The following is a 22044-nucleotide window of genomic DNA, read 5'->3' as shown; positions in this document are numbered from 1 at the left end:
ATGCGGATCACCCATCGACAGCTCGAGGCCTATATCCAGTTCATGGAGACCGGCAGCGTTACGGCGGCGGCCGAGCGGATGCGGCTGTCGCAGCCGGCGATGAGCAAGATCCTGGCGGGGCTCGAAATCGACCTCGCGCTCACCTTGTTCGAGCGCAAGCGCAAGCGCCTGATCCCGACGCATCAGGCGCAACTGCTCTACAAGGAGGTGCGCCGCCTCTTCGCCTCGCTCAGCGATGTCGAGCGCTTTGCCAAAGACCTGCGCGACCTGCGGTCAGGGGAACTCAGGATCGTTTCGGCGGCCTCGATCGGCCATACGCTGGTCGCGGATGCGCTCGTTGCCTTCGCCGAGGCCAATCCGGCGATCTCGGTCGCGCTCGACGTCTCCAGCGTCGTCGGCAGCGACGTGCTCGGGCAGAATGTCGATATCGGCTTCTCTGTCAGCCATTTCCATCATCCGGACCTGCTGACCGAGCCGCTTTTCCATGCCGATGCGGTCTGCGTGATGCGGCGGGACCATCCGCTGGCGTCGCGCGAGGTGATCGTGCCGCGCGATCTCGAAGGGGCGGAGTTCATCTCCTTCACCCGCAACAGCCGGATGCGGCATCTGACCGACGCGGTGTTCGAGCAGCAGCGGATCACGCGCAAGATGCGGGCGGAGGTGTTCTCATCGGTCGAGGCCAATGCGCTGGTCTCGCGCGGCTTCGGCATCGCCATCGTCGAGCCGATGACGGTGCATCAGGGCTTCTGGCCGGGGTTGGTGGCGCGCCGCTTCGAGCCGACCATCGCCTTCACCTTCAACGCCATCGTCTCGCGCAACCGGCCGGTCTCGCCGCTGACCAAGGCTTTCCTGGCCGAACTCAAGGCGCGGATCGTTGCGCTCGCCAATGGCGAGGATGCGCGCGCGGCGGAGAGCCTGACCGTGCGACTGCCGCAGCGGCGCACGCGCGAGGGCGCGGGATCAGGCGCCGTCGTGGCGGACGAAGAAGGTGAGACCGGCGACACGATCGAGGATGATCACGGCAAGGAAGGTGATCAGCACGCTGATCGTTGAGATCGCCGCCAGCACCGGCGTCGCCGAATCCTGCACGAAGGAGAAGATCTGGACCGGCAGGGTCGAGATGTTCGGCCCGATCAGGAACATGGTCACCGTGACCTCGTCGAAGGAGATGATTCCGGCGAAGAGTAGCGAGGTCAGGATGCCGGACCGGCACATCGGGATGACGATGTCCTTCAGCGCGCGCCATTCGCTTGCGCCCATCACATTGGCGGCGCGGACGAGATCGGGATCGAGGCTGCGCAAGGCGATATGGATCGGCCGGTAGGAGAAGGGCAGCGTCACAATGAGATGGGCGAGCACGATGCCAGGCGCCGTGCCGATCAGCCCGAACTGGGCGACGAGCGCGACCATGGCGACGCCCATCGCGGCATGCGGGAAGAACAGCGGCGAGAAGATCGCCATTTCCAGCCAGGTCGCGAGCTTCGGCGCGTGGCGCTGCGTGTAATAGGCCGCCATGAAATTGACGATGGTGACGATCACCGCCGTTACCGCCGCGATGCCGACGCTGATCGCGAAGGCGCGCGGCCAGCGCGGATCGAACAGCGCATCGCGATGCCAGCGCAGGCTCAGTCCCTCCGGCGGGAACTGGATATAGCTGGTGTCGCTGAAGGAGGCGCCGATGATGATCAGGATCGGCGCCGGCAGCGAGAGCAGCAGCAGGATGCCGGCCCAGGTCGAGAGTTTGGGGTTTGCCGTCATCGCGCTCACTCCAGGGTCCCGATCAGCCGGCGCTCGATGGCTTTCAGCAGGAGCAGCGACAGGAAGCTGATGGCGAGCAGGCAGATCGACCAGGCCGCGGCCTTGTTCAGATTGAAGGTGTACATGACCTCCTGGTAGATCTGCGATCCCACGAACTGGTGCGACATGCCGCCGAGCACGATCGGCGTGACGATCGCGCCGATGCTCGCCAGGAAGATCACGATCAGCGCCGTGAAGGCACCCGGCAGCGACAATGGCAGCACGATGCGCCGGAAAGTCTGGAAGCGGCTCGCGCCGAGGACGCCGGAGGCCTCCTCCAGATTGCTCTCGATCGCCAGGAGCGAGGACAGGATCGAGATCACCGCAAAGGGGATCAGCACATGGGTCAAGCCTATGATGATGCCGAGATCGTTGAACATCAGCGCCAAGGGCTGCTCGATGATCCCGGTCCAGGCCAGCATGCCGTTGATCACGCCCTTGGGGCCGAGCAGCACGAGCCAGCCATAGGTGCGCACGACCAGGCTGACGAGCCAGGGCACGAGCACCACGATCAGCAGCGTGTTGCGCCAGCGCTCCAGCCGCCAGAGCAGGAGCGCGATCGGGTAGGACAGCGCGACCGAGAGGAGCGCGACCGTCAGCGAGGACAGGATCGTCCGCGCGAAGATGACCTGATAGTCGCTGCGGTTGAGGATCTGCCGGAAATAGCGCAGCGACCAGCCATCGGCATCGGCGAAACCGTTCGAGAAGAGCTGGAAGACCGAGGCGAAGAACAGGCCGAGCAGGACGAGGACCGGCAGGAGCAGCAGCGCCTTGGCCGGAGAAGCAGGCTGCGTTTCCGTCATGGCTTCTCTCCGAAGCTCGCGGCGGCAGGCGCTGCCAGCGGCTCGAAGATCTGCGCGTCGGCGGGGTCGAAGGCGACGCGGCAGGGCGAGCCGGTTTCCGGCAGGGCCGCGCCGTCGCTGGCGAGCCGCACCGCGACGAGCCGCTGTTCGCCGCAGCGCAGGACGAAGCGCAGGACCGGCCCCAGCGCCATGCGCTCGACAACGATGCCGGGCAGGGCGATGCGTCCGTCCGCATCGGCGTCCGGCGGCAGGATCGTGATGCGCTCTGGGCGCAGGCCGATCACGCAGGATGTACCGGGGGTGGCGGAGAAGCCGCGCAAGCCAATCGCGGGCAAGGCATGGCGGCCGCCCGGTCCGTCGATCTCGACCGTGTCGGCCGTCACTGACGCGATGCGGCCGGGTATCTCGTTGAGCTCGCCGACGAACTTGGCGACGAAGAGATTGGCGGGCTGCGAATAGATCGCCGGTGGGGTGTCGTATTGCTGGATCGCACCCGCACTCATCACCACGATGCGATCCGACATCAGGGTCGCTTCTTCCTGGTCGTGGGTGACGAAGACGAAGGTGGTGCCGAGCTCGCGCTGGATCTCCTTGAGGGCGACCTGCAACTGCTTGCGGAGCTGCAGGTCGAGCGCCGAGAGCGGCTCGTCGAGCAGCAGGATCGAGGGTTCGAGCACCAGCGAGCGCGCCAATGCCACGCGCTGCTTCTGGCCGCCGGACAATTGCGAGATGCGGCGGTTGCCGAGATGGCCGAGCCCGACGAGATCGAGGAAGGTGCCGACCTTCCGGCGCAGCTCCGCTTCCGGCACATTGCGCACGCGCAGGCCGTAGGCGACGTTCTCCTCCACCGAGAAATGCGGGAACAGGGCGAGGTTCTGGAAGACCATGCCGATCGGCCGGCGCTGCGGCGGCAGGCCCGCCATATCGCGCCCATCGATCGCGATCGATCCGGCGCTGGGCTGGATGAAGCCGGCGATCAGGCGCAGCAGCGTGGTCTTGCCGCAGCCGGACGGACCGAGGAGCGTGACGAAGGTTCCGGCTTCGACCGCGAGATCGAGGCCGGAGAGCACCGTCGTCGCGCCATAGGCCTTGGCGATGCCGGCGACATGGATGGAACCGCGGGCCGCACGGGAGGGCGCGGCCTGCGCGAGGGCTTCAGGCTGGGCAGGGGACATCGATCGAATCCGCCGGGTAAGCGAGTGGGGTGAGGGGCGGGCGCGGCGGATGGTGACCGGGCACTGAGGCTAGCCCGCGCATTGTGTATGGCCGAAATCGGAGGTCATCCCGGCCGGAGCGAAGCGAAGAGCCGGGATCCATGCCTGAACATCGACGACCAGCGCTCCGGCATGGATCCCGGGTCAAGCCCGGGATGACCCGTGTTTCCGCGCAAAATCAGCACCAGGCTCAGCGCTTGCCGGCGGCGATCTGCTCGACCCGGTTGAGCCGATCCTCGTAGTCGCTGACGATGACATTCCAATCGGGAATATACATCTTCTTCATCAGCGCCTCGCGGGTCATGCCGAGATCCTGCTCGTATTCGGGTGGCAGAACGGCCTTGTTATTGGTTGGGATCGAGCCGTTCTGGCCTGAGATCCGGGTCTGCGCCGCGGCATCCAGGAGCTCGTTCAGATAGGTGACGGTCTGCGCCCGTTCTGCGGAACCCTTCGGCACCACGACGACGTAGGGCAGCATCAGCGCGCCCTCCTTGGGGATCGCCAGCTCGATGGTCTTCTGGCCGTCGCGGCGCAGGCTCCAGACGCGCGTCGAATAGAACGGCGCGGCAGTGACCTCGCCGCGCGTCAATAGCGTGTTCATATGGGCGAGCGAGGTATAGGTCGTCAGCGAATTGGCGAAGATCGCCTTCAGCGGCTCGATGCCGGGCTCGATCTTGGCGGCGCCGCCGCCATTGGCATGGGCGAGGATGGTGAGGTCGTAGGAGGTGGCGTAGACCGGGCGCGTGACCGCCAGCTTGCCCTTCCAGCGGGCATCTGTGAGGTCGTTCCAGGACTGGAAGTCCGAGGCCTTGGCCAGCGTGTTATTGAAGGCGATGCCGTAATAGCCGAAATGCGTGGCGAGACCGACGATCTTGCCGTCCTTGTTGCGGACGACGAGTTCCTTCGGCAGGTCGGCGATCGCGGGGATCTCCTTGTCCTCGAAGGCTTCGAGCAGGTTCGACTTTGCGAGGCCGATCGCCTCGAAATAGGTGACCTCGACCACGTTGTACTGCGAGGCGGACGGGGAGCGGACGGCGCCGGCCGTGTTCGGCACCTCGGCCATGCGGGCAGCGATGCCGGTCTTCTGGGTGAACGGAACCTGGAAATAGTCGCGCAGCACGGCCGCGCCGCCGCCGCCCCAGGTCGCATGAATGACCTCGGCCGCGCCCGGGCCGGCGCTGGCCGCCAGCATCGACAATGCGAACACCCATGGCTTCATCGGATGGCTCCCGCTCCTCGTGCAGGCCGTTCTGTGCGGCCTCGATGACGGGAGACTCCAGGGTGCGGACCCGCATTGCAAATTCAAAGGAATCCGAACTTCATTCCAGGAAGTTATGAGTGACGTGAGCTGAGGTAGAGGCGAAGCGAACGGCCTGCTTTCAGCCTCGCGCTTTGTCATTCCGGGGCGCGCCAAGGGCGCGAACCCGGAACCCACGACTGGGTGAGCGCTTGTAGCCCAGTGGTTGGCAGGGCTCGCCCAGTCGTGGGTTCCGGGTTCTTCGCTCACGCGAAGCCCCGGAATGACAACCGTGGGACGAGTGCCTACAGGCCAGCCTCACCCAGCACCAACCGCTTTGTGCGATCGCTGTTGATGATCAGGCGATCGCTCGTGATGCGGACGGTGAAAAGCCAGGGCAGCACCCAGGGGCAGACGCGCCACTGGTCATGAACCTCAGTGCTGACGGGGTGGGCGAAGAAGAAGTCATCGCCATGGGCGACGAGCTTCACGCGCTGGCTGCCTTCCGGCGAGGACAGGGTGAGATGCAATTCCGAGCCGGCCTTGCGGGTCTCGCCGCGGAAAGCGCCGGACCGCGCTTCGAAATGTCTGTCCGCAAAGCGATCGATCGGCGTCGCGGTCGGCGCGATCGGAACGAAGCGGCGGGTGCGGCCGAAGCGCGTGGCCGAGAGTGCGCCATCGGCTTCCCGCTTCAGCGTGAAAGCCGGTATCGAAGCCTGCGGCTGCCAGCCTCCGTCGCCGACGGGCAGGAGCGGCGCGCCGCCCATGTTCATCACCAGATAGGGCTGGCCTTGGCGCAACTCGATCTGGAACGCGTCGTCGCCGGCCTCGTCGCGATAGGTGCCGGCGGGGAGATCGAAGGTCTGCTGCCGCTTTTCGTTGCCGGCACCCAGCAGGTCGCGCGCGATCGAGCGGGCCAGCACATAGGGCGCGCAATCATCGTGGTTGGCGAGAAGGATGATGCCGAGATCGGCCTCCTTGAAGCGGACCGACTCGGAGCGCGCACCGGCGATCCAGCCGCCATGGCCGGTCGCCTCGCCGAGATCGCCATTGTCGCGCACCAGTCCGTAGCCATAGGGCGAGGGCACGCCGTTGATCGTTATGCCGGCATCTTCCATGCGCGCGATCATCTGGGCGTCGCCGATCTTCGGCTGGCGAAGGTTCTGCTGCCAGATGATCATGTCGTGCAGCGTCGAGACCATGCCGCCTTCGCCGCCGATGGCGATGCCCCAGGCGGCCTTCAGCCAGTTGCCATCCGGCCCGCGGCGGTGATGCCCGGCGAGCCGCGGCAGGATCACGTCGTCGCGCGGCATCAGCGCGGTATCGTGCATGCCGAGCGGGCCGGTGATGCGCTCCTTCAGGAGGTCGTTGAAGCTGAGTCCCGAGACATTCTCCAGGATTTCGGAGAGCAGCAGGAAATTGCTGTTGCTGTAGAGCAGGTCGTAGCCCGGCTCGAAATTGAGCTCGCTTTGCCGGCCGACGACGTCGCAGGCGTATCGGCGCGAGGAGGGCGCGAGGATCGGCACACCGCCGATCGTCATCATCTCCAGGATGTCGCGCAGGCCCGAGGTGTTCGAGGCGAGATGGTGCAGGGTGATCGTGCGGCCGTAATCGGGCAGCCAGGGCAGGTGGGTGCGGACGTCGTCCTGAAGGGACAAGCGGCCCTCGCGCTCCAGCGCCAGCAGCAGCCAGGTGGTGAACTGCTTGCTCTGCGAGGCGATGCGCACCACCGAGCGGCTGGAAAGCGGGACGCCGTTGGCGAGGTCGGCCATGCCATAGGCGGCCTCGTGCACGACCTCGCCGCCGGAGAGGACGGCGATCATCATGCCCGGCGAGGTCTCGCTGTTCCAGGCCGCGACATGCGGGGCGATGCGGGCGGCGATGGTGGCGGGATCGAGCGTGAGAGCGGCGCGGGGCATGGCAGGCTTTTAGGCTTGGGGCTGACGTGGAAGCGCCGCGCTCCCCGGGGGAACGCGGCGCTTGAGGCTTAGCGCTTGATCTCGACGTTCCAGAAGGCCGGCCAGGGCGACGGGGTGAAGCCTGTGAGACCCGGCGAGACCGCCGAGAGCGCGCTGAAATTGCCGATCTTCACGATCGGGGCCTGCTCGAAGATCAGCTTCTGCAAATCGACCCAGTGCTTGACGCGGGCGTCCTGACTGGTCGCGCTGTTGAAGGCATCGAGCGCCTTTTCCTTTTCAGGCGTATCCCACCAGCCGCCGGCGGTCTTCGACAGGATGAAGTTCAGCGCGGGCTCGGGCAGGAACGGGCTGTGGGTGATGAAGACCTCCCAAAGCTCCGGCTTCTTGTTGCGCTGGATCATGGTCGCCCAGTCGCTGACCTGGAGATCGACCTTGAAGCCGGCCTGTTCCAGATAGACCTGCGCGACCTGCGCCATCTTGTAGTGGAACTCGTACTGGCGGCTGGTCAGGATGCGGATCGGCTCGCCCTTGTAGCCGGCTTCCTTGAGCAGGGCGCCCGCCTTCTTGTCGTCGGCGATGTTGTAGTTGCCGGCGACGCCGACATCGCTGCGCCAGGCATAGCCTTCCGGGTACATCGCGCCGTCGACGGCGTAGAACTTCTGATCGCCGAAGCCGGCGGCCAGCATGTCGGTCTCGCTGAGGGCCGCCTGAACCGCCCGGCGGATATTCTCGTTCTTGAGCGGGCCTTCCTTGTTGTTCATCACGAAGATCGGCCAGCCGAAATTGTTCAGCAGGGCCGGCTTCGCCTTGCCCTTCTCCAACCGCGCGAAAGCTTCCACGGGCAGCGAGTCGACATAGTCGAACTGGCCTGCGATGGCGGCCTCGACGCGGGTATTGGCGTCCGGCACCGGGACGAAGCGGATCTCGTCGAACTTGGCGATGCGGGCGCCGCCGAAGCCGTCAGCCTTCTCGCTACGCGGCTTGTAGCCGTCGAAGCGGGCGAGCTGAACATACTGGTCCGGCTTGTGCTCCTTGAGCTTGTAGGGGCCGGTGCCGATCACGTCCTTGAGGGGCGTGGCCAAGGCCTCGGCCGGCATGATCGCTGCGGCGGAGTTGTTGAAGGCGAGCAGCGAAAGCAGCGGCGCATAGGGCTGGCTCAGCGTGATCGTGATCTCGCTCGGCCCGGTCGGGGCGACCGACTTGACGTAAAGCGCCGTCTGCTTGCCGCGCGAGGCGACCTCCATCCAGCGCTTCAGCGAGGCGACGACGTCATCAGTGGTCATGTCGCGGCCGTTATGGAACTTGATGCCCTGTCGCAGGGCGATCTTGTAGACCGTGCCGTCGGCGCTGACATTCGGCATCGCCTCGGCCAGAAGCGGCGTGACGTTCCACTTGCTGTCGAAGGTGAACAGTGTCTCGAAGACGTGCTGCGAGATCATGCCGACGAGGTCGGTCGCGCTGATGCCGGGATCGAGCGAGGCGGGCTCGCCGATCACCGCGACATTGACGATACTGCCGGCCTGCTGGGCCTGTCCCGGCGCGACCGATGAAAGTGTGATCGACGTTGCGATCCCCACGAGAGCCAGAAATTTCCTCATCGCCATTTTATTCCGTTATTATGACATATAGGCCATAATAACAAAACATCGGGCCTATGGGCTGTCAAGCGAAGGCTCTCTCAATCTCGGGCAAGGTCCTTTTCGATTCCGACGTTCTCTCAGTGATATTACGATTGATGCTGCGGCTATTGCAGCGCCTTGAAGATCAGTGCGGTATTGAGGCCGCCGAAGGCGAAGGAATTCGACATCGCGGCCGGGATCGGCATTGCGCGGGCCTGGTTCGGCACGCAGTCGATGTCGCATTCCGGGTCGGGGGCGTCGAAATGGGCGGTCGGGGGGCGATGCCGTTCTCGATCGCCATGACCGTCGCGATCGCCTCGAAGGCGCCGGCAGCGCCGAGTCCGTTCCCTGCCAGCAGGGCTTGCCAGAGGCTTTCGGTGTCGCAGCCGGCCGGGGAGACGATGCCGAGCCCCGAGACGACGATCCGCGTCATGCCGCCTGCTTCTTGGCCAGCAGCTTGGCGATCTCGTCGCAGAGCTGGCCGATCGTCTTGACGTCGTTGTTGGCGTTGTAATGGATCTCGATGCCGAAATGATCTTCCAGCTTGAAGATGATCTCGACGAGATCATAGGAGTTGAAGCCGGTATCCTCCAGCAAGGTCTCCGGCCCCCAGCTAGCGTCGGCAATCTTTGCGCGATCGCGCGACGGGTTTTCCACGATGACCTGCTTGAGCATCCCGATCAGGAAATCGATCGTGATTTTCGGCGCCTCACTCGTCATGGCTGAGTGCAATCCTCGTTCGAAACGGCTGCCACACCCTTGCTTGAGTTCAGCCGGGCCGTAAACCACTTATCGGCCCGGATGCACGGCCGACCGGCAGGCGGTTCAGACCGCGACGGCGGCCGTCCGGCTTCCGCCATTCGAACTATGACGCCAGCCGAACGCAGAAAGGGCGGAGCCGCAAGCGACTCCGCCCTTTCTGGCAGATCGATCAGAACCCGCTGCTCAGAAGCGATAGCTCACGCCGGCACGGCCGCTGTGATAGCGCGGCTCCTGGGTGCCGCTGAAGCCGGGGAAGGCGCGCTGCGAGTCGTTCTGCATATGCTCGAACTGGGTGAAGCGGTATTCGACGCGGGCCGACAGCGACTGCGTGAACGCGTATTCGATACCGCCGCCGATCGTATAGCCGGTCGCCGTCTTGCTGAAGCTCTCGGAGGTGCCCGGCCAGTTCCAGTAGGTGCTCTTGATGTCGGCGACGGCGAGACCGCCGGTCGCGTAGAGCAGCGCCGGTCCGATCGCATAGCCGAGGCGCAGGCGCAGCGAGCCTTGGGTGTCGATCTCCGTCTGGCCGCGGCCGCCGGGATTGAACGGGGCAACCGGCGGGTCGGTGAAGCCGCCCTTGACCTTGCCGAATTCGATATCGCCTTCGACACCGGCGACGAACGCGCCGAACTGATAGTTCGCGCCGACATGGGCGCCGCCGACGAAGCCGTCCGGATCGAAACGGTTCTTCAGGCCGACATAGCCCATCGTCGCGGTGAGGAATTCCTTGGTGGTGTCGACGCCCCAGCTGTAGCCGACCTGGCCACCGACATAGAAGCCTGTCCAGGTCATGGCCGGCGGTGTCATCATCGGCAGCGGGCCCTTGCGGGTGCTCAGCAGATCGGCGGCCATTGCCCCGGACGACGCGCTCAGAAGCGTTGCTGCAAGAAGGAAATGGCGGAAGCCACGCATATCGACTGGCCCTCAGATCGCGGACGAGCCGGACAATCCGGCATCCCTAGCTGGCTCTTTCCTGCCACAAATATGGTTAAGGCTTCCTTAGCGGAACGTTCCGGAACGTAAGTCGAGCACCGTATCGTCGGCGCCTGCCGCCCCGGAGGAGGCGAAGCCGCTGGAAGAGCGGCTGATCCCGAAATCTCAGGCTGCGCTCGCCGGGAGCGGCTCTCGCAGGGCTTTCGCTTGTTCCATGACATCGAGCGCGCCGCGGAGCGTCTGCTCGGTCGCGGCGTTCAGTTCCTCGGCTTCGCTGCCGAGGTTGCGCAGGGCGTCCGCCATCGTGCCGACGCCGGCCGCCGTCTCGGTCATGCGCGCGATGATGGCAAGCGTCGCCTCCCGCTGGCTCGTCGCGGCGGCATCGACCACATGGGCGAGCTCCTCGAGCTCATTGATGGAATCGGCGATGGTCGCGACGGCCTCGACGGCTTCGCGGCTGGCCGATTGCATCGCCTGGATCTGGTTGCGCGCGTCGATCGTCGTTGCGCTCGTCTGGGCGGACAGCGCCTTCACCTCGCTGGCGACGACGGCGAAGCCCCGCCCGGCCGAGCCCGCGCGCGCCGCCTCGATCGTCGCGTTGAGGGCGAGCAGGTTGGTCTGGCGGGCGATGTCGCTGATCACGTCGATGAGTGCGCCGATCCGGTGCGAGGCCTGGGTGAGATTGGTGATCGTCCGATTGGCGTTGCGGGCGTTGTCGACCGCCTCGGCTGCGATCTGGCGGGTCTGGGCGACCTGCGAGTTCATATTGGCGGAGGTCTTGATCAGGGTATCGGCTGCCCGGGAGGCGGAATCCATCTCGCTCTCGACGGTCAGGACGGCGGCACCTGTCCATGTCGTCCGCTCGCTGATCGACGCGGCGCGGCCGGTCACCGAGCCGACATCGGCTCGCAGCCGCTCGGATGCGAGCGCGAGCTGGCGCATTCTGTCCGCCGTGCCGGCGTCGAAGGCCGCCTGATGTGCGCGGTCTTGGCGGGCAACCTCCTCGCCGCGCATCTGCGCGGCGCGCGCTTCGGCTCGTCGGCTTTCGGCCAGCCGGTAGTCTTCGACGGCTTCGTGCAGCGGCAGGAGCCAGTCCGGCACGGTATCGGCAGGGAGGTTGGCGCTCGCCTGCTCTGAAGACAGCCGTTCCGCCATTGCCGCCGCTGCGGTGCGCGTCGCTGCTGCGGTGCGGATCAGCGCGCCGATCCCGGTGACGGCGAACAGAGCTGCTGCGGCATGAAGCCAGAAGCTGGCGGAGGGAAGGAGCAGGCCGCCGAGATTGCACAGGCCGCCCAGTGCCAGAAGCGCAAGACTGAAGCGGAGCGGGTGCTTGGACAACCGGGTATCACCATATTCGCGGCATTCGCCACATGTTCCGGCGCCCTGCCAGCCGTTGAAGCATTGCGCCTGCAGGGGGCCTCGGAAGCCTGTAATCGGCGCCCATTAAGAATCCCTTCCGTTGGGTGGGTCGCTGTCTTGCGGGGAGAGACCGCGTCTGCCGCAAAGTAATCGCGCGGCGAGGCTGTGGAGCCTTTGCGGCGGGAAACGCCCAATCTCGCGTTCTCCGCGGCCGGTGCGGCGCAAAAATCGCCGATGAGCCGTGTTGCGTATTCTATCTATCTTTCAGTAACCATTCGCTCGAATCTATAGTTAACGCCTCCGAGAACTACAGTTCTTAGAGCGATGAACCGAAATTTAATTCCTGTCTGCGTATTCGTCGAAGCAGTCGGCAAATAATGCCGCAAGCATAACAACAGGCTCGGGGTTCAGACGATGATGACGGATGAGAAGCTGCCGGGTGCGGCGCTGACAGGAAGCATGCGCGATTTCCGGGTGCCGGGCGGTGCCGACCTGGAGCGGCGCGTCGGCAATTTCTTCAAGTGGCAGAACCTGCGGCGCCAGAACGGCCTGTGGCCGTTTTCCCGTGCGACCGATTTCGGCCCGCGCACCGAGGTCCTGGCCACCGACGACCGTGGCATCAACATGGAAGGCGTGAACTTCGCCTCGCAGGACTATCTCAGCATGTCCTCGCATCCCGCCATCAAGGAGACGGCGCTGGCGGCGATCGAGCGCTACGGCGTCCATAGCGCCGGCTCGGCTGCGCTCGTCGGCAACACCACGCATTCGGTCGCGCTGGAGCGCAAGATCGCCGAGTTCCTGCAGATGGAAGACTGCCTGCTCTATCCGACGGGCTGGGGCGCCGGCTACGGCGTCATCCGCGGGCTGGTGCGCTCCTCCGACCATATCGTGATGGATGCGCTGGCCCATACCTGCCTGCAGGAGGGCGCCAATGCCGCCACCCGCAACATCTACCTGTTCCGCCATCTCGATCTCGCCCATTGCCGGCGCTGGCTGGAGAAGATCCGCTCCACCGATACCGAGAACGGCATCATGGTGGTGACAGAAGGCCTGTTCTCGATGGATTCGGACACGCCCGACATCGCGGCGATGCAGGAACTCTGCAACGAGTTCAACGCCACGCTGATGGTCGACGTCGCGCATGATCTCGGCGCCCTCGGACCGGGCGGCCGCGGCCATATCGGCGCGCAGGACATGCTCGGCAAGGTCGATATCGTGATGGGCTCGTTCTCGAAGACCTTCGCCTCGAACGGCGGCTTCGTCGCGGTCAAGGAGCGGCCGGTCAAGGAATACCTTCGCTTCTACAGCCCGACGACGACGTTCTCGAACGCGATGTCGCCGGTCAATGCCGCGATCGTGCTCAAGGCCTTCGAGATCATCGACACCGACGAGGGCCAGGTTCTGCGCGACGAACTGATGGCCAACGTCCTGGAACTCCGGCGCCAGGTCCGCGCAGCCGGGCTCGATTACTATGGCGATCCTTCGGCCATCGTCGCGGTCAAGATGGGCTCTGAAGGGCTGGCGCGCCTGGTCAGCCGGGAATTGCCGGAGCTCGGCCTGCTCGCCAACCTCGTCGAGTATCCCGCCGTCGGCAAGGGCGCCGCGCGCTTCCGCATGCAGGTCATGGCGAAGCATACGCGCCAGAACGTCACGGACGCGGTGCAGCGCATCGTGGCGGCCAAGGCCAAGGCCGAGATCGCGCTCGCGACGATGGATGCCGGTCGCCCCGCCCTGCGCGCGGTCGCCTGAAGGGAGCCGGCGCAGACGTGCCGGAAACATTGAAGCGCGGAGCGTGACGTACCGTAAGAGTCGTTCAACTTTTACGTTTCATGCTCCCGCCGGAACCAGCGCTGCCTGATTAAGGACTAGATATTTATGAGCCCGAGCCAGAAGGCGAGCGCCATCAACATTCCGTTTGCGGCAATGGCCGAGGGCGGCCAAGCGAGCCCGGCGTCGGCCGGGCGGATTCTCCTGGTCGACGACGTCCTCGACAACCGCATCGTGCTGGGGCGCAGGCTGCAGCGACGGGGCTACGAGATCGTCGAGGCCGATTGCGGCGAAGCCGCGCTGGAGATCCTGGCGCGCGAGAGCTTCGACCTCGTGCTGCTCGACGTTATGATGCCCGGCATCAGCGGCCTGGGTGTTGTCAGCGAGATCCGCAAGACGAAGACCTCGCAGCAATTGCCGGTGATCATGGTCACCGCCAAGTCGCTCACCGATGATGTCGTCGAGGCCCTGCAATACGGTGCGGACGACTACATCACCAAGCCTGTCGATTTCGAGGTCGCACATGCGCGCATCGTCGTACAGGTCAACCGCAAGCGCGCCGCCGACACGATGGAGCAGCGGGTCAGGGAGCGCACCGCCGCCCTCTCGGAAGCGACGACCACCATCACCCGCGAGGTCGAGCAGAAGCGCCAGTCCACCCTGCGCGCCGAGTTCCTCTCGCGCCATGACTCCCTGACCAAGCTGATGAACCGCGCCGCTTTCCTGGAGGCCGCGAGCGCGGCGTCCGAGGCGCATGCCGCGGGCGGTTCGCCTTACGACATCCTGTTCCTCGATCTCGACCGCTTCAAGGTCATCAACGATACCTTCGGGCATGCGGTCGGAGACCTCGCCCTCCGCGGGCTGGCCGAGCGTCTCGAGGCGATCATCTCGCCCAAGGACGCTCTCGCCCGCTTCGGCGGCGACGAGTTCCTCGTGCTCCACCCGTGCGGGCCGGGCGACGAGCCGACCGCGACGCTGGCCGAGCGCATCATCCGCAAGCTGACCGAGCCGCTGGTTGTCGACAACCATGAGGTTGCCGTCGGTGTCAGCATCGGCGTCGCCGCGCCTGCTGGCATGCACGAGCCGGCCGAGACCACGATCGGCCATGCCGATATCGCGATGTATCGCGCCAAGAAGGATGGCGGCGACCGCTTCCGCCTGTTCGATCCCGAGCTCGCCGAGGCGACGCGCCGTCGCTCCGAGCTCGAGCGCGACCTGCGCATCGCGCTGAAGAGCGGGCAGTTCAACATCGTCTACCAGCCGGTGGTCGAACTCAGAGATCACACGATCAGCGGCTTCGAGGCCCTGCTGCGCTGGAATCATCCCAAGCGCGGCGCCATCTCGCCGGCGGAGTTCATCCCGATCGCGGAGGAGACCGGCGTCATCGTCCAGATCGGCGAATGGGTCCTGCGCCAGGCCTGCGCCACCGCGATGACCTGGCCCAACGACGCCAAGGTCGCGGTCAATCTCTCCGCCATCCAGTTCGAGCGCAGCTCCGTCGTCGGGATCGTGATGAGCGCGCTCGCCGCCTCCGGCCTGGCGCCCGAGCGTCTCGAGCTCGAGATCACCGAATCCCTGATCCTGCTCAGTGCGTCCCAGACGCTGGAAGCGCTGCGCCAGTTGCGCAAGCTGGGCGTGCGCATCGTCATGGACGATTTCGGCACCGGCTATTCCAGCCTGAGCTATCTGCGCGATTTCGAGTTCGACAAGATCAAGGTCGACCAGTCCTTCATCCGCTCGCTGCCGACCGATGAGGGCACCCGCGCCATCGTCGCCTCGATTGCCAAGCTCGCTCACACGCTCGGCGTCGCCACCACAGCCGAAGGTGTCGAGACCGAGGAGCAACTCCAGCACGTCAGGACGAACGGAATCGGTCTCGTCCAGGGGTTCTTCTTCGGAAAGCCGATCTCGGCGACCGAAATCGAAGGCGTCTTCGAAGCCCTCGACGGCAACGGCTTCCCGGCAGGCTTTCCGGTCAGCTTCTGAGGACGTCTTTCGGGGCCTTTCGGGGGCGGCGGAGAAGGCTGCCACTGCGCGGCGTGATCGCGCTAAACCCCGCGACCGATCGTCCGGCCTTGAAACCAGGCAGACGACAAGCGCCCCGCGCCGGTCAGGACCGACGCGGGGCGCTGATTGGTGGCTGCGCCTGCCTCAGAACCGGTAGGTGACGCCGGTGTGCACGACCATCGGATCGAGCGTGACCGTGGCCTTGATCGGGACGGGGCCCATGTAGCCTTGCGTCTTCGCGCGCAGGTAGACCTTCTTGACGTCGACGAAGAAGCCCCAGTTGTCGTCCAGCATGTAATTGAAGCCGACCTGGCCAGTGAAGCCGAGAGCGTGGTCGGTCTTGAGACCGGTCACCGCATGATCATGGTCCTTGAAGATGACCATGAGGGCAGGGCCCGCGCCGATATAGGGCTGGAAACGGCCGAGGCCGGTGAAATGGTACTGCGCGGTCAGGGCCATCGGGCCGCCGTCGACCTTGCCGAGTGTGCCGAGGCCTGTGAGCGAGCCGCGCGCCTCGACCTTGTTCAGGGGCGGGTAGCCGGCAGCGAGGCCGATCGCGAAATTCGGCGTGAAATGATAGCCCGCCTCGATTGCGAAGGTATAGGCGTTGGGAACGCGGACATCGGCGCCCGGGATCGGGAAGCCGGCGGCGTGCATCTTGGCGCCTTCGGAATAGAACAGCCCGGCCGGACCGGCATGCAGGAAGAAGCGCTTGAAGGCCGGCTCCTGAAACATGGTAGCAGGTGTCGTGACCGGGCCCCGAAGCAGGTCGGCAGCTTGCGCACCAGAGGCGCCTGCAAGGCCGGCGAGTGCAGCCACGGCAACGAGAGGGAGGCGCATCTGGTCGATCCTGTGGCGGCGAGAACCCTCGGTCACCGAGGTCCCTCGTTGATATTCCATTAGCCTTAACGAAAGGTTAGTGTGGTATCGATCCGCCGCCGCAAACATCAACAGGATATGACAGCAGCGGCAGGGCGGAAGACCCTGCCGCTATACTCCGGATTCAGGTTTGTCGCGTGCACGGACACGAGGCGTCCCTGCGCTTGCGGCAAGCGGCCGGGCGAGCGGTGCGTGAGTCGGGGAGCGGCGCCTTCAGGCCCGGCTCAGGCAGTTCTGGATCTTGCCGACCAGGCGCGGCAGATCGACCGGCTTGGTGTCGAAATCCGAGCAGCCCACCGCTGTGCTGCGAGCCTGGTCGCTGGCCAGCGCATGCGCCGTCAGGGCGATGACGGGGATCCGTGCCGTGGCCGGGGACGCCTTAATCTGCTGGGTTGCTTCCCAGCCATCCATGTCGCCCAGCGCCACGTCCATGAGAATCAGGTCGGGCGCCTCGGCCTTGGCCATGGCCACGCCGCTCGGGCCGTCGGGCGCGCAGAGCACGGTGAATCCCTGCCTCTGCAGGCGCCGGCTCAGCATGTCCCGGTTCATCTCGTTATCTTCGACGAGCAGGATCTTAGGCATGGGCAATGGCCGACCGTGATGGAGGGGTGGAGCGAGCGTTTCCGCCGGGCGCAGGGCCCGCGCGCGAGGAGGCGAGGGCGCGCGCGGCGTCCGTCTGCGCGCTCGGGAGCGTGAGCGTGAAGGTGCAGCCGCTGCCCGGCCGGTTTTCGACGGAAATCTCGCCGCCCGAGAGCCTGGCGATCTTCTGGCTCAGGGCAAGGCCAAGGCGGGCGCCGCCGTACTTGCTGCCGTTCGCATCGCCGGCATCGGTGAACTGCTCGAACAGCACTGGCAGCAGTTCTGGGTCGATGCCGCCGCCGGTATCCTCGACCGTTACGATCAGATCCCCTCGCGCGGAGGTCGCTGCGACGAGGTCGATCCGGCCGTTGCGGGTGAACTTGATGGCGTTGACCAGCAGCTCGGCCAGGACCTGCCGCAGCTTGGAGCGATCGGCGACGAACCGGGCCGGGGCCAGCACGGTGTCGACCGCGATCGCCGTGCCGTTGTCTTGCGCCCGCAGCCGGAAGTCTTCCGCGACGGTCTCGACGAGATCGGCCGGATCGATCGCCTCGAGGTGGAGCTCCATCTTGCCGGCCTCGATCTTGGCGAGGTCGAGAATCTCGTTGACCAGCTTCAGGAGCAGATGGCCGGAGCTCTGAATCCGGCTCAGGTCTTCGGCGGTCTCCTCGTCGCCTTCCTCGCGGACCTCCTCCAGCAGGATCTCGCTGTAACCGATAACGGCATTGAGCGGCGTGCGCAGCTCGTGGCTCATCTTGGCGAGGAATTCCGTGCGGGCGGCGCCGGCGCGCTCGGTTGCCTCGATCGCCTCGCGTAGTTCGGTCGCGGTCTGGAGATGGCCCTGCATCGCGGTTTCCAGCTCGGTCTGCGAGGCGAGGAGGCGGGCATAGAACAGGGCCATCATGGCGACATAAAGCGAGGCGGCGATGGTCGAGACCAGGCCCAGACCCTCCCGCGCCGCGACGTCCAGGCGGCTCGGCATGCCGCCGCCGAGAAACCAGATCGCTCCGAAGACCGCGAAATTGGCGGCGAATAGGCTGAGCGCGATCGCGCGCAGCCTCGGCTCGTCGCCGATATAGAACAGCGCCAGGAGCGGGATCGTCAGCACCCAGGGCAAGGTCGGCGAGGTGACGCCGCCATAGAAATAGCAGCTCCAGAGGATGCAGAAATTCAGATTCTGGATCGAGGCCAGCGCGAGCGCGTTGTAGTGCCCCCACGCCCTCAGCACGAAGGGGAAGAGCCAGAAGGCGGAGATCGACAGCGCCAGCACAAGGACGGGAAATCCCGGATCCCGGTCGAAGACGTAGAGCGCGAGCGGGACGGTGTTGCCGATGAAGGGCCCAAAGATGTGGCTGATGAGAAACATCCGCACTTGCTTGAGCTGCTGGCGGTCCTGGGCGATCTCGGCCGGGATGAACCAGTCGACGAGGTCGTTCAACATCGTCCCGAGGCGGTTTGCGCCTTGTGCCATCGACGTGAAATCCCGGATGCCAGAGAACAGGCGGAGAATGCGGAAACAACCGGCCGGAGCGATCATGCGAACCCGTTCCGCATGAAAGCAATGTCAATGGCGCAAAGGCATTAAGGCGGTGTGAATCCCCACTATTGCAATGAGATGACGCTGAGTCTGATTGTTAACGACCTCATTCTATCCTCGAAGTCGAGACACGTTCCGCGCGTATCGACATCAAGGCACCCAACAGGATGATGAAGTTTATCGACTGGTTCCTCCCGGATGCGGCGAAATTCGACCGCGCGGAGCAGGGCCTCGCGCGTAACTTCGTCTTCACCCATCTGTTCGGCCCGCTGCTGAGCCAGCCGATCGGCATCTTCCTCTACCTGACCGATCCCCATCCCGGCTTGGCCTGCTGGACGATCATCGTCTGCACCTGGCTGTTCTGGCTTCTGCCTTTCGTCCTGAAGCTGACGGGGCGGCTGCAGCTGGCGGCGCTGCTCTCGGTCGAGCTTCTCGCCTTCACGGCGCTGTTCGGCGCCTTCCATTACGGCGGCGTCAGCTCGCCCTTCCTGCCTTGGCTGATCATCAGCCTGCTGCTCGGCTTCTTCTACCTGCACGACCGGCCGCTGCTGGTGCTCGGCCTGTTCGCCTTGAACATCCTGACGTTCTCGGCTGCCTACATGGTCTACGGCTTCCCGACCCTCGTGCCGCTCGACAAGCTGCAGAAGGTCGGCTGGATCTCGATCCTGGCCGCGGCGGTCTACATGTCCTGGATGGCGGCCTATTACGCCAGCATCACCTCGAAGCGTTCCGAGATCGAGCGCGAGACCGAGCGCCATCGCGAGACCGCGCAACGCCTGCAGGCCGCCAAGGAGGCGGCCGACGAGGCGACGCATATGAAGTCGATCTTCGTCGCCAAGATGAGCCATGAATTGCGCACGCCGCTCAATGCCGTGATCGGCTACAGCGAGATGCTGCTGGAGAGCTTCGAGGACCAGGGCCGCAGCGAAAGCAAGATCGCCGATCTGCAGCGCATCAACGCGGCCGGCAAGCATCTGCTGGCGCTGGTCGCCGACGTGCTCGACATGTCGCGGATCGAGACCGAGAGCGACAAGTTCAAGATCACGAGCTTCGATGTCGACTGGCTGGCGGAGGACGTCGTCTCGACGGCCAAGCATATGGTCGAGGAGAACGCCAGCAAGCTCTCCCTGGCCTGCATCGGCAAGCTGGGCGCGATGCAGTCAGACCCCACCAAGGTCCGGCAGGTCCTCCTCAACCTGCTCGGCAACGCCGCCAAGTTCACCGCGAACGGGTCCGTCACGCTGGCGGTGCGGCGGGAGGCCAAGCCGGGCGGCGACTGGATCGAGTTCCAGGTCCGTGACACCGGCATCGGCATAGCGCCGGAGGGGCTTGCCCGCCTGTTCCAGAATTTCGGCCAGGCGACGGCCGGGATCGCCGGCCAGTATGGCGGGACGGGTCTCGGGCTTTCGATCAGCCAGAAGCTCTGCGTGCTGATGGGCGGCAGCATCTCCGTGACGAGCGAGCTCGGCAAGGGCTCCTGCTTCACCGTGCGTCTGCCGGCTACCGCGCGGGTTGCCAGCGAGGCACGCCAATCCGAGGCGGCTCTCACCAGCGCGCCGAAGGTGGCCGCGGCCTGATCCTGCCGGACAGGCTCAGCCCCGCGCCGCTTCCTTGTCGGTCTTCCCCGCGCGCAGCGAGGCGATGACGGTCCAGCCGATGATGCCGATCGTGATCGCGGCCAGCACCGCGGCGATCGGCCGGTCGACCAGGCCGATCAGCCGGCCGTCCGACTTGATCATCGAGTTGATGAAGTATTCCTCCAGCAACGGACCCAGCACGACACCGAGGATCACCGGCGCGACCGGGAAGTCGTTTTCCTCCAGCACGAAGGCCAGCAGGCCGAAGGCGAGCATGACGCCGATGTCGAAGAGCGAATTGTTGATCGCGTAGGAGCCGACGATCGCGAAGAGCAGGATGATCGGCATCAGCACGCGCCGGGGCACGGAGAGCACCCGCGTCGCGATCTTGATTATCGCCCAGCCGAGCGGCAGCATCAGCAGGTTCGCGATCACGAAGACGAGGAACAGGGCGTAGACGTTCTCGGGGTTGTTGACGAAGATCGTCGGGCCCGGCGCCATGTTCTTCATCATCAGCACGCCGATGGCGATGGCGGTGATCGAGTCGCCGGGGATGCCGAAGACCAGAGCCGGAATCCAGGCGCCGGCGAGCGAGGAATTGTTGGAGGCGCCGGCCTCAATCAGCCCCTCGGGATGGCCGGTCCCGAATTTCTCCGGCTCCTTCGAGAAGCGCTTGCTCATCGCATAGGACATCCAGGCGGCCATGTCGGCGCCGCTGCCCGGCTGGATGCCGATGATCGTCCCCAGCGCGCTGCCGCGGATGAGCTGCCAGGGATATTGCTTGGTCAGCCGCCACATGTTGGCGAAGATCGGGCCGATCTTCTTGACCACGACCTGCGGCGCGCTGCTGTCCGAGATCATGTGGCGCATCACCTCCGAGCAGGCGAACATGCCGACCATCATCGGGATCAGCGAGACGCCGCCGAGCATCTCGGTGGAATCGAAGGTGAAGCGCGGCTGGCCGGCCGGGTTGTTCATGCCGACCATCGCGATCATCAAGCCGATGAGCAGCGAGATGCAGGCCTTCAACGGCGTCGACGAGCCGATGAACACGGCGCCGCCCAAGCCGAGCATGACGATCCAGAAGAACTCGACCGAGCCGAAGCCGAGCGCGAAATCGGCGATTGCCGGGGAGGCTACCATCATCACCGCCGTGCCGAACAGGCCGCCGAGCACCGAGAACCACAGGCCGATGCCGAGCGCGAGCTCAGGCTTGCCCTGCAGCGTCATCTTGTAGGAATCGTCGACATAGGCCGCCGAGGCCGGCGTGCCGGGGATGCGCAGCAGGCAGCCCGGAATGTCGCCGGAGAAGATCGCCATGGTCGAGGTGGTGACGATCGCGGCGATGGCCGGGACCGGCGGCATGAAGAAGGTCAGCGGCACCAGCAGCGCCGTCGCCATCGTGGCGGAGAGGCCGGGGATGCAGCCGACGACGAGGCCGTAGATCGCCGAGGCGGTGATGACGAAGAGCACATAGGGATCGAGCACCATCCCCAGCGCGGTCACATAGGCGTCGAGCATGGCGTCACCAGCGGAAGGGTTCGAGCGGTCCCCAGGGCAATTGCACGCCGAGGCCGAGATAGAAGATCGAATGGATGACGAGCGCAGTCGCGAGCGCGAGGCCGATCGCCTGGAGCGGTTTCGTGCCGCCGACGATGAAGAGCACGACGAGGATCACCGAGGCTGTGATGAGGAAGCCGAGAGGCTCCGCGCAGAGCATGTAGAAGACGACCGCGACCGGAACGAGCAGCAGGCGCAGCACCGCCGTGCCGCTGCGGGCCCAGTCGGCGCGGCCGACCAGCGGACCGGCCGCGGTTGCGCGGGCGCCGTTGAGCGCGAGGATCGCGGCGCAGAGCGCCAGCAATCCGGCAAGGATGAGCGGAAAGGCCGAGGGGCCGAGCGGCTGCTCGGACGGGTTCGGCAGGGTCCACGAGGCGAAGGCCACGAGGCCTGACAAGGCGAGGACGACGAGCCCCGCGAAGAGATCGTTGAACTTCATGATGCGTCCGATGTTGCGGCGGCGAAGGGCGCGGCGGCGGCTGCCGCGCCCTTGAT

At 65.5% G+C, this 22044-nt stretch carries 18 protein-coding genes; 4 read left to right on the top strand and 14 right to left on the bottom strand.

Annotated elements, in window-relative coordinates:
* Positions 1-1053 carry a LysR substrate-binding domain-containing protein gene (locus tag ACFJGT_RS13580; RefSeq protein WP_377838473.1) on the top strand — a complete coding sequence of 351 codons (1053 nt, stop codon included), beginning with the start codon at positions 1-3 and terminating at the stop codon, positions 1051-1053.
* Here ACFJGT_RS13580 and ACFJGT_RS13575 read toward each other — a convergent pair.
* The 9 genes from ACFJGT_RS13575 to ACFJGT_RS13535 all read right to left on the bottom strand — a co-directional run bounded on the left by ACFJGT_RS13575 (position 961) and on the right by ACFJGT_RS13535 (position 11622).
* A complete protein-coding gene (locus ACFJGT_RS13575; RefSeq protein WP_377838472.1) occupies positions 961-1758 on the bottom strand; it encodes an ABC transporter permease in 798 nt (265 codons plus the stop codon). The two genes, ACFJGT_RS13580 and ACFJGT_RS13575, sit on opposite strands and share 93 nt — an antisense overlap.
* Before the next feature lie 5 nt (positions 1759-1763).
* The gene (locus tag ACFJGT_RS13570; protein WP_336814272.1) at positions 1764-2600 is read right to left on the bottom strand and encodes an ABC transporter permease; all 837 of its coding nucleotides are present in this window, start codon (positions 2598-2600) and stop codon (positions 1764-1766) included.
* Positions 2597-3775, bottom strand: coding sequence for an ABC transporter ATP-binding protein (locus ACFJGT_RS13565; protein WP_377838471.1), 1179 nt, complete (start codon positions 3773-3775; stop codon positions 2597-2599). The genes ACFJGT_RS13570 and ACFJGT_RS13565 overlap by 4 nt, the downstream gene beginning before the upstream one ends.
* Positions 3776-4004: 229 nt before the next feature.
* Positions 4005-5033, bottom strand: coding sequence for an extracellular solute-binding protein (locus ACFJGT_RS13560; RefSeq protein WP_377838470.1), 1029 nt, complete (start codon positions 5031-5033; stop codon positions 4005-4007).
* Between the two features lie 323 nt (positions 5034-5356).
* Positions 5357-6970, bottom strand: a complete 1614-nt coding sequence (locus tag ACFJGT_RS13555) for a serine hydrolase domain-containing protein (protein ID WP_377838469.1) — start codon at positions 6968-6970, stop codon at positions 5357-5359.
* 68 nt (positions 6971-7038) lie between these two features.
* Positions 7039-8568 carry an ABC transporter substrate-binding protein gene (locus tag ACFJGT_RS13550; protein WP_377838468.1) on the bottom strand — a complete coding sequence of 510 codons (1530 nt, stop codon included), beginning with the start codon at positions 8566-8568 and terminating at the stop codon, positions 7039-7041.
* A gap of 450 nt (positions 8569-9018) precedes the next feature.
* The gene (locus ACFJGT_RS13545; protein WP_377838467.1) at positions 9019-9309 is read right to left on the bottom strand and encodes an acyl carrier protein; all 291 of its coding nucleotides are present in this window, start codon (positions 9307-9309) and stop codon (positions 9019-9021) included.
* A gap of 225 nt (positions 9310-9534) precedes the next feature.
* Positions 9535-10203, bottom strand: coding sequence for an outer membrane protein (locus ACFJGT_RS13540; protein WP_377838466.1), 669 nt, complete (start codon positions 10201-10203; stop codon positions 9535-9537).
* 246 nt (positions 10204-10449) lie between these two features.
* Positions 10450-11622, bottom strand: coding sequence for a methyl-accepting chemotaxis protein (locus tag ACFJGT_RS13535; RefSeq protein ID WP_377838465.1), 1173 nt, complete (start codon positions 11620-11622; stop codon positions 10450-10452).
* 435 nt (positions 11623-12057) lie between these two features.
* Between ACFJGT_RS13535 and ACFJGT_RS13530 the strand changes: the two genes are divergently transcribed.
* On the top strand, positions 12058-13392 hold the full coding sequence (locus ACFJGT_RS13530; RefSeq protein ID WP_377838464.1) for an aminotransferase class I/II-fold pyridoxal phosphate-dependent enzyme: 1335 nt from the start codon (positions 12058-12060) through the stop codon (positions 13390-13392).
* A 126-nt stretch (positions 13393-13518) separates the two neighbouring features.
* Complete coding sequence (locus tag ACFJGT_RS13525; protein ID WP_377838463.1) at positions 13519-15396, top strand: putative bifunctional diguanylate cyclase/phosphodiesterase; 1878 nt, start codon at positions 13519-13521, stop codon at positions 15394-15396.
* Positions 15397-15561: 165 nt separating this feature from the next.
* On the opposite strand, the gene ACFJGT_RS13520 is transcribed toward ACFJGT_RS13525, so the two are convergent.
* The 3 genes from ACFJGT_RS13520 to ACFJGT_RS13510 all read right to left on the bottom strand — a co-directional run bounded on the left by ACFJGT_RS13520 (position 15562) and on the right by ACFJGT_RS13510 (position 18346).
* Positions 15562-16257, bottom strand: coding sequence for an OmpW family protein (locus tag ACFJGT_RS13520; protein ID WP_377838462.1), 696 nt, complete (start codon positions 16255-16257; stop codon positions 15562-15564).
* Positions 16258-16509: 252 nt separating this feature from the next.
* Positions 16510-16878: a response regulator gene (locus ACFJGT_RS13515; protein ID WP_377838461.1), complete on the bottom strand. Its 369-nt coding sequence runs from the start codon at positions 16876-16878 to the stop codon at positions 16510-16512.
* Positions 16871-18346: a sensor histidine kinase gene (locus ACFJGT_RS13510; RefSeq protein WP_377838460.1), complete on the bottom strand. Its 1476-nt coding sequence runs from the start codon at positions 18344-18346 to the stop codon at positions 16871-16873. Before ACFJGT_RS13510 ends, ACFJGT_RS13515 begins: the two co-directional genes overlap by 8 nt.
* A gap of 233 nt (positions 18347-18579) precedes the next feature.
* Here ACFJGT_RS13510 and ACFJGT_RS13505 point away from each other — a divergent pair, with 233 nt between their 5' ends.
* Positions 18580-19989 (top strand): sensor histidine kinase, encoded by a 1410-nt coding sequence (locus tag ACFJGT_RS13505; RefSeq protein ID WP_377838459.1) that lies wholly within the window; start codon positions 18580-18582, stop codon positions 19987-19989.
* A gap of 15 nt (positions 19990-20004) precedes the next feature.
* Here ACFJGT_RS13505 and ACFJGT_RS13500 read toward each other — a convergent pair whose 3' ends face one another.
* Positions 20005-21510, bottom strand: a complete 1506-nt coding sequence (locus ACFJGT_RS13500) for a tripartite tricarboxylate transporter permease (RefSeq protein WP_377838458.1) — start codon at positions 21508-21510, stop codon at positions 20005-20007.
* Positions 21511-21514: 4 nt separating this feature from the next.
* Positions 21515-21988, bottom strand: coding sequence for a tripartite tricarboxylate transporter TctB family protein (locus ACFJGT_RS13495; RefSeq protein WP_377838457.1), 474 nt, complete (start codon positions 21986-21988; stop codon positions 21515-21517).
* Between the last annotated feature and the right edge of the window lie 56 nt (positions 21989-22044).

The organism is Allobosea sp. UC22_33, assembly GCF_042700715.1.
In the GTDB taxonomy this organism is placed as follows: Bacteria; Pseudomonadota; Alphaproteobacteria; order Rhizobiales; family Beijerinckiaceae; genus Allobosea.
This window is presented reverse-complemented; position numbering and strand designations above follow the sequence as displayed.

Bases quoted from the DNA above. Each gene is read 5' to 3' on its own strand.
- ACFJGT_RS13580 (WP_377838473.1), top strand. From the start codon at position 1: ATGCGGATCACCCATCGACAGCTCGAGGCCTATATCCAGTTCATGGAG.
- ACFJGT_RS13575 (WP_377838472.1), bottom strand. From the start codon at position 1,758: ATGACGGCAAACCCCAAACTCTCGACCTGGGCCGGCATCCTGCTGCTG.
- ACFJGT_RS13570 (WP_336814272.1), bottom strand. From the start codon at position 2,600: ATGACGGAAACGCAGCCTGCTTCTCCGGCCAAGGCGCTGCTGCTCCTG.
- ACFJGT_RS13565 (WP_377838471.1), bottom strand. From the start codon at position 3,775: ATGTCCCCTGCCCAGCCTGAAGCCCTCGCGCAGGCCGCGCCCTCCCGT.
- ACFJGT_RS13560 (WP_377838470.1), bottom strand. From the start codon at position 5,033: ATGAAGCCATGGGTGTTCGCATTGTCGATGCTGGCGGCCAGCGCCGGC.
- ACFJGT_RS13555 (WP_377838469.1), bottom strand. From the start codon at position 6,970: ATGCCCCGCGCCGCTCTCACGCTCGATCCCGCCACCATCGCCGCCCGC.
- ACFJGT_RS13550 (WP_377838468.1), bottom strand. From the start codon at position 8,568: ATGAGGAAATTTCTGGCTCTCGTGGGGATCGCAACGTCGATCACACTT.
- ACFJGT_RS13545 (WP_377838467.1), bottom strand. From the start codon at position 9,309: ATGACGAGTGAGGCGCCGAAAATCACGATCGATTTCCTGATCGGGATG.
- ACFJGT_RS13540 (WP_377838466.1), bottom strand. From the start codon at position 10,203: ATGGCCGCCGATCTGCTGAGCACCCGCAAGGGCCCGCTGCCGATGATG.
- ACFJGT_RS13530 (WP_377838464.1), top strand. From the start codon at position 12,058: ATGATGACGGATGAGAAGCTGCCGGGTGCGGCGCTGACAGGAAGCATG.
- ACFJGT_RS13525 (WP_377838463.1), top strand. From the start codon at position 13,519: ATGAGCCCGAGCCAGAAGGCGAGCGCCATCAACATTCCGTTTGCGGCA.
- ACFJGT_RS13520 (WP_377838462.1), bottom strand. From the start codon at position 16,257: ATGCGCCTCCCTCTCGTTGCCGTGGCTGCACTCGCCGGCCTTGCAGGC.
- ACFJGT_RS13515 (WP_377838461.1), bottom strand. From the start codon at position 16,878: ATGCCTAAGATCCTGCTCGTCGAAGATAACGAGATGAACCGGGACATG.
- ACFJGT_RS13510 (WP_377838460.1), bottom strand. From the start codon at position 18,346: ATGGCACAAGGCGCAAACCGCCTCGGGACGATGTTGAACGACCTCGTC.
- ACFJGT_RS13505 (WP_377838459.1), top strand. From the start codon at position 18,580: ATGATGAAGTTTATCGACTGGTTCCTCCCGGATGCGGCGAAATTCGAC.
- ACFJGT_RS13500 (WP_377838458.1), bottom strand. From the start codon at position 21,510: ATGCTCGACGCCTATGTGACCGCGCTGGGGATGGTGCTCGATCCCTAT.
- ACFJGT_RS13495 (WP_377838457.1), bottom strand. From the start codon at position 21,988: ATGAAGTTCAACGATCTCTTCGCGGGGCTCGTCGTCCTCGCCTTGTCA.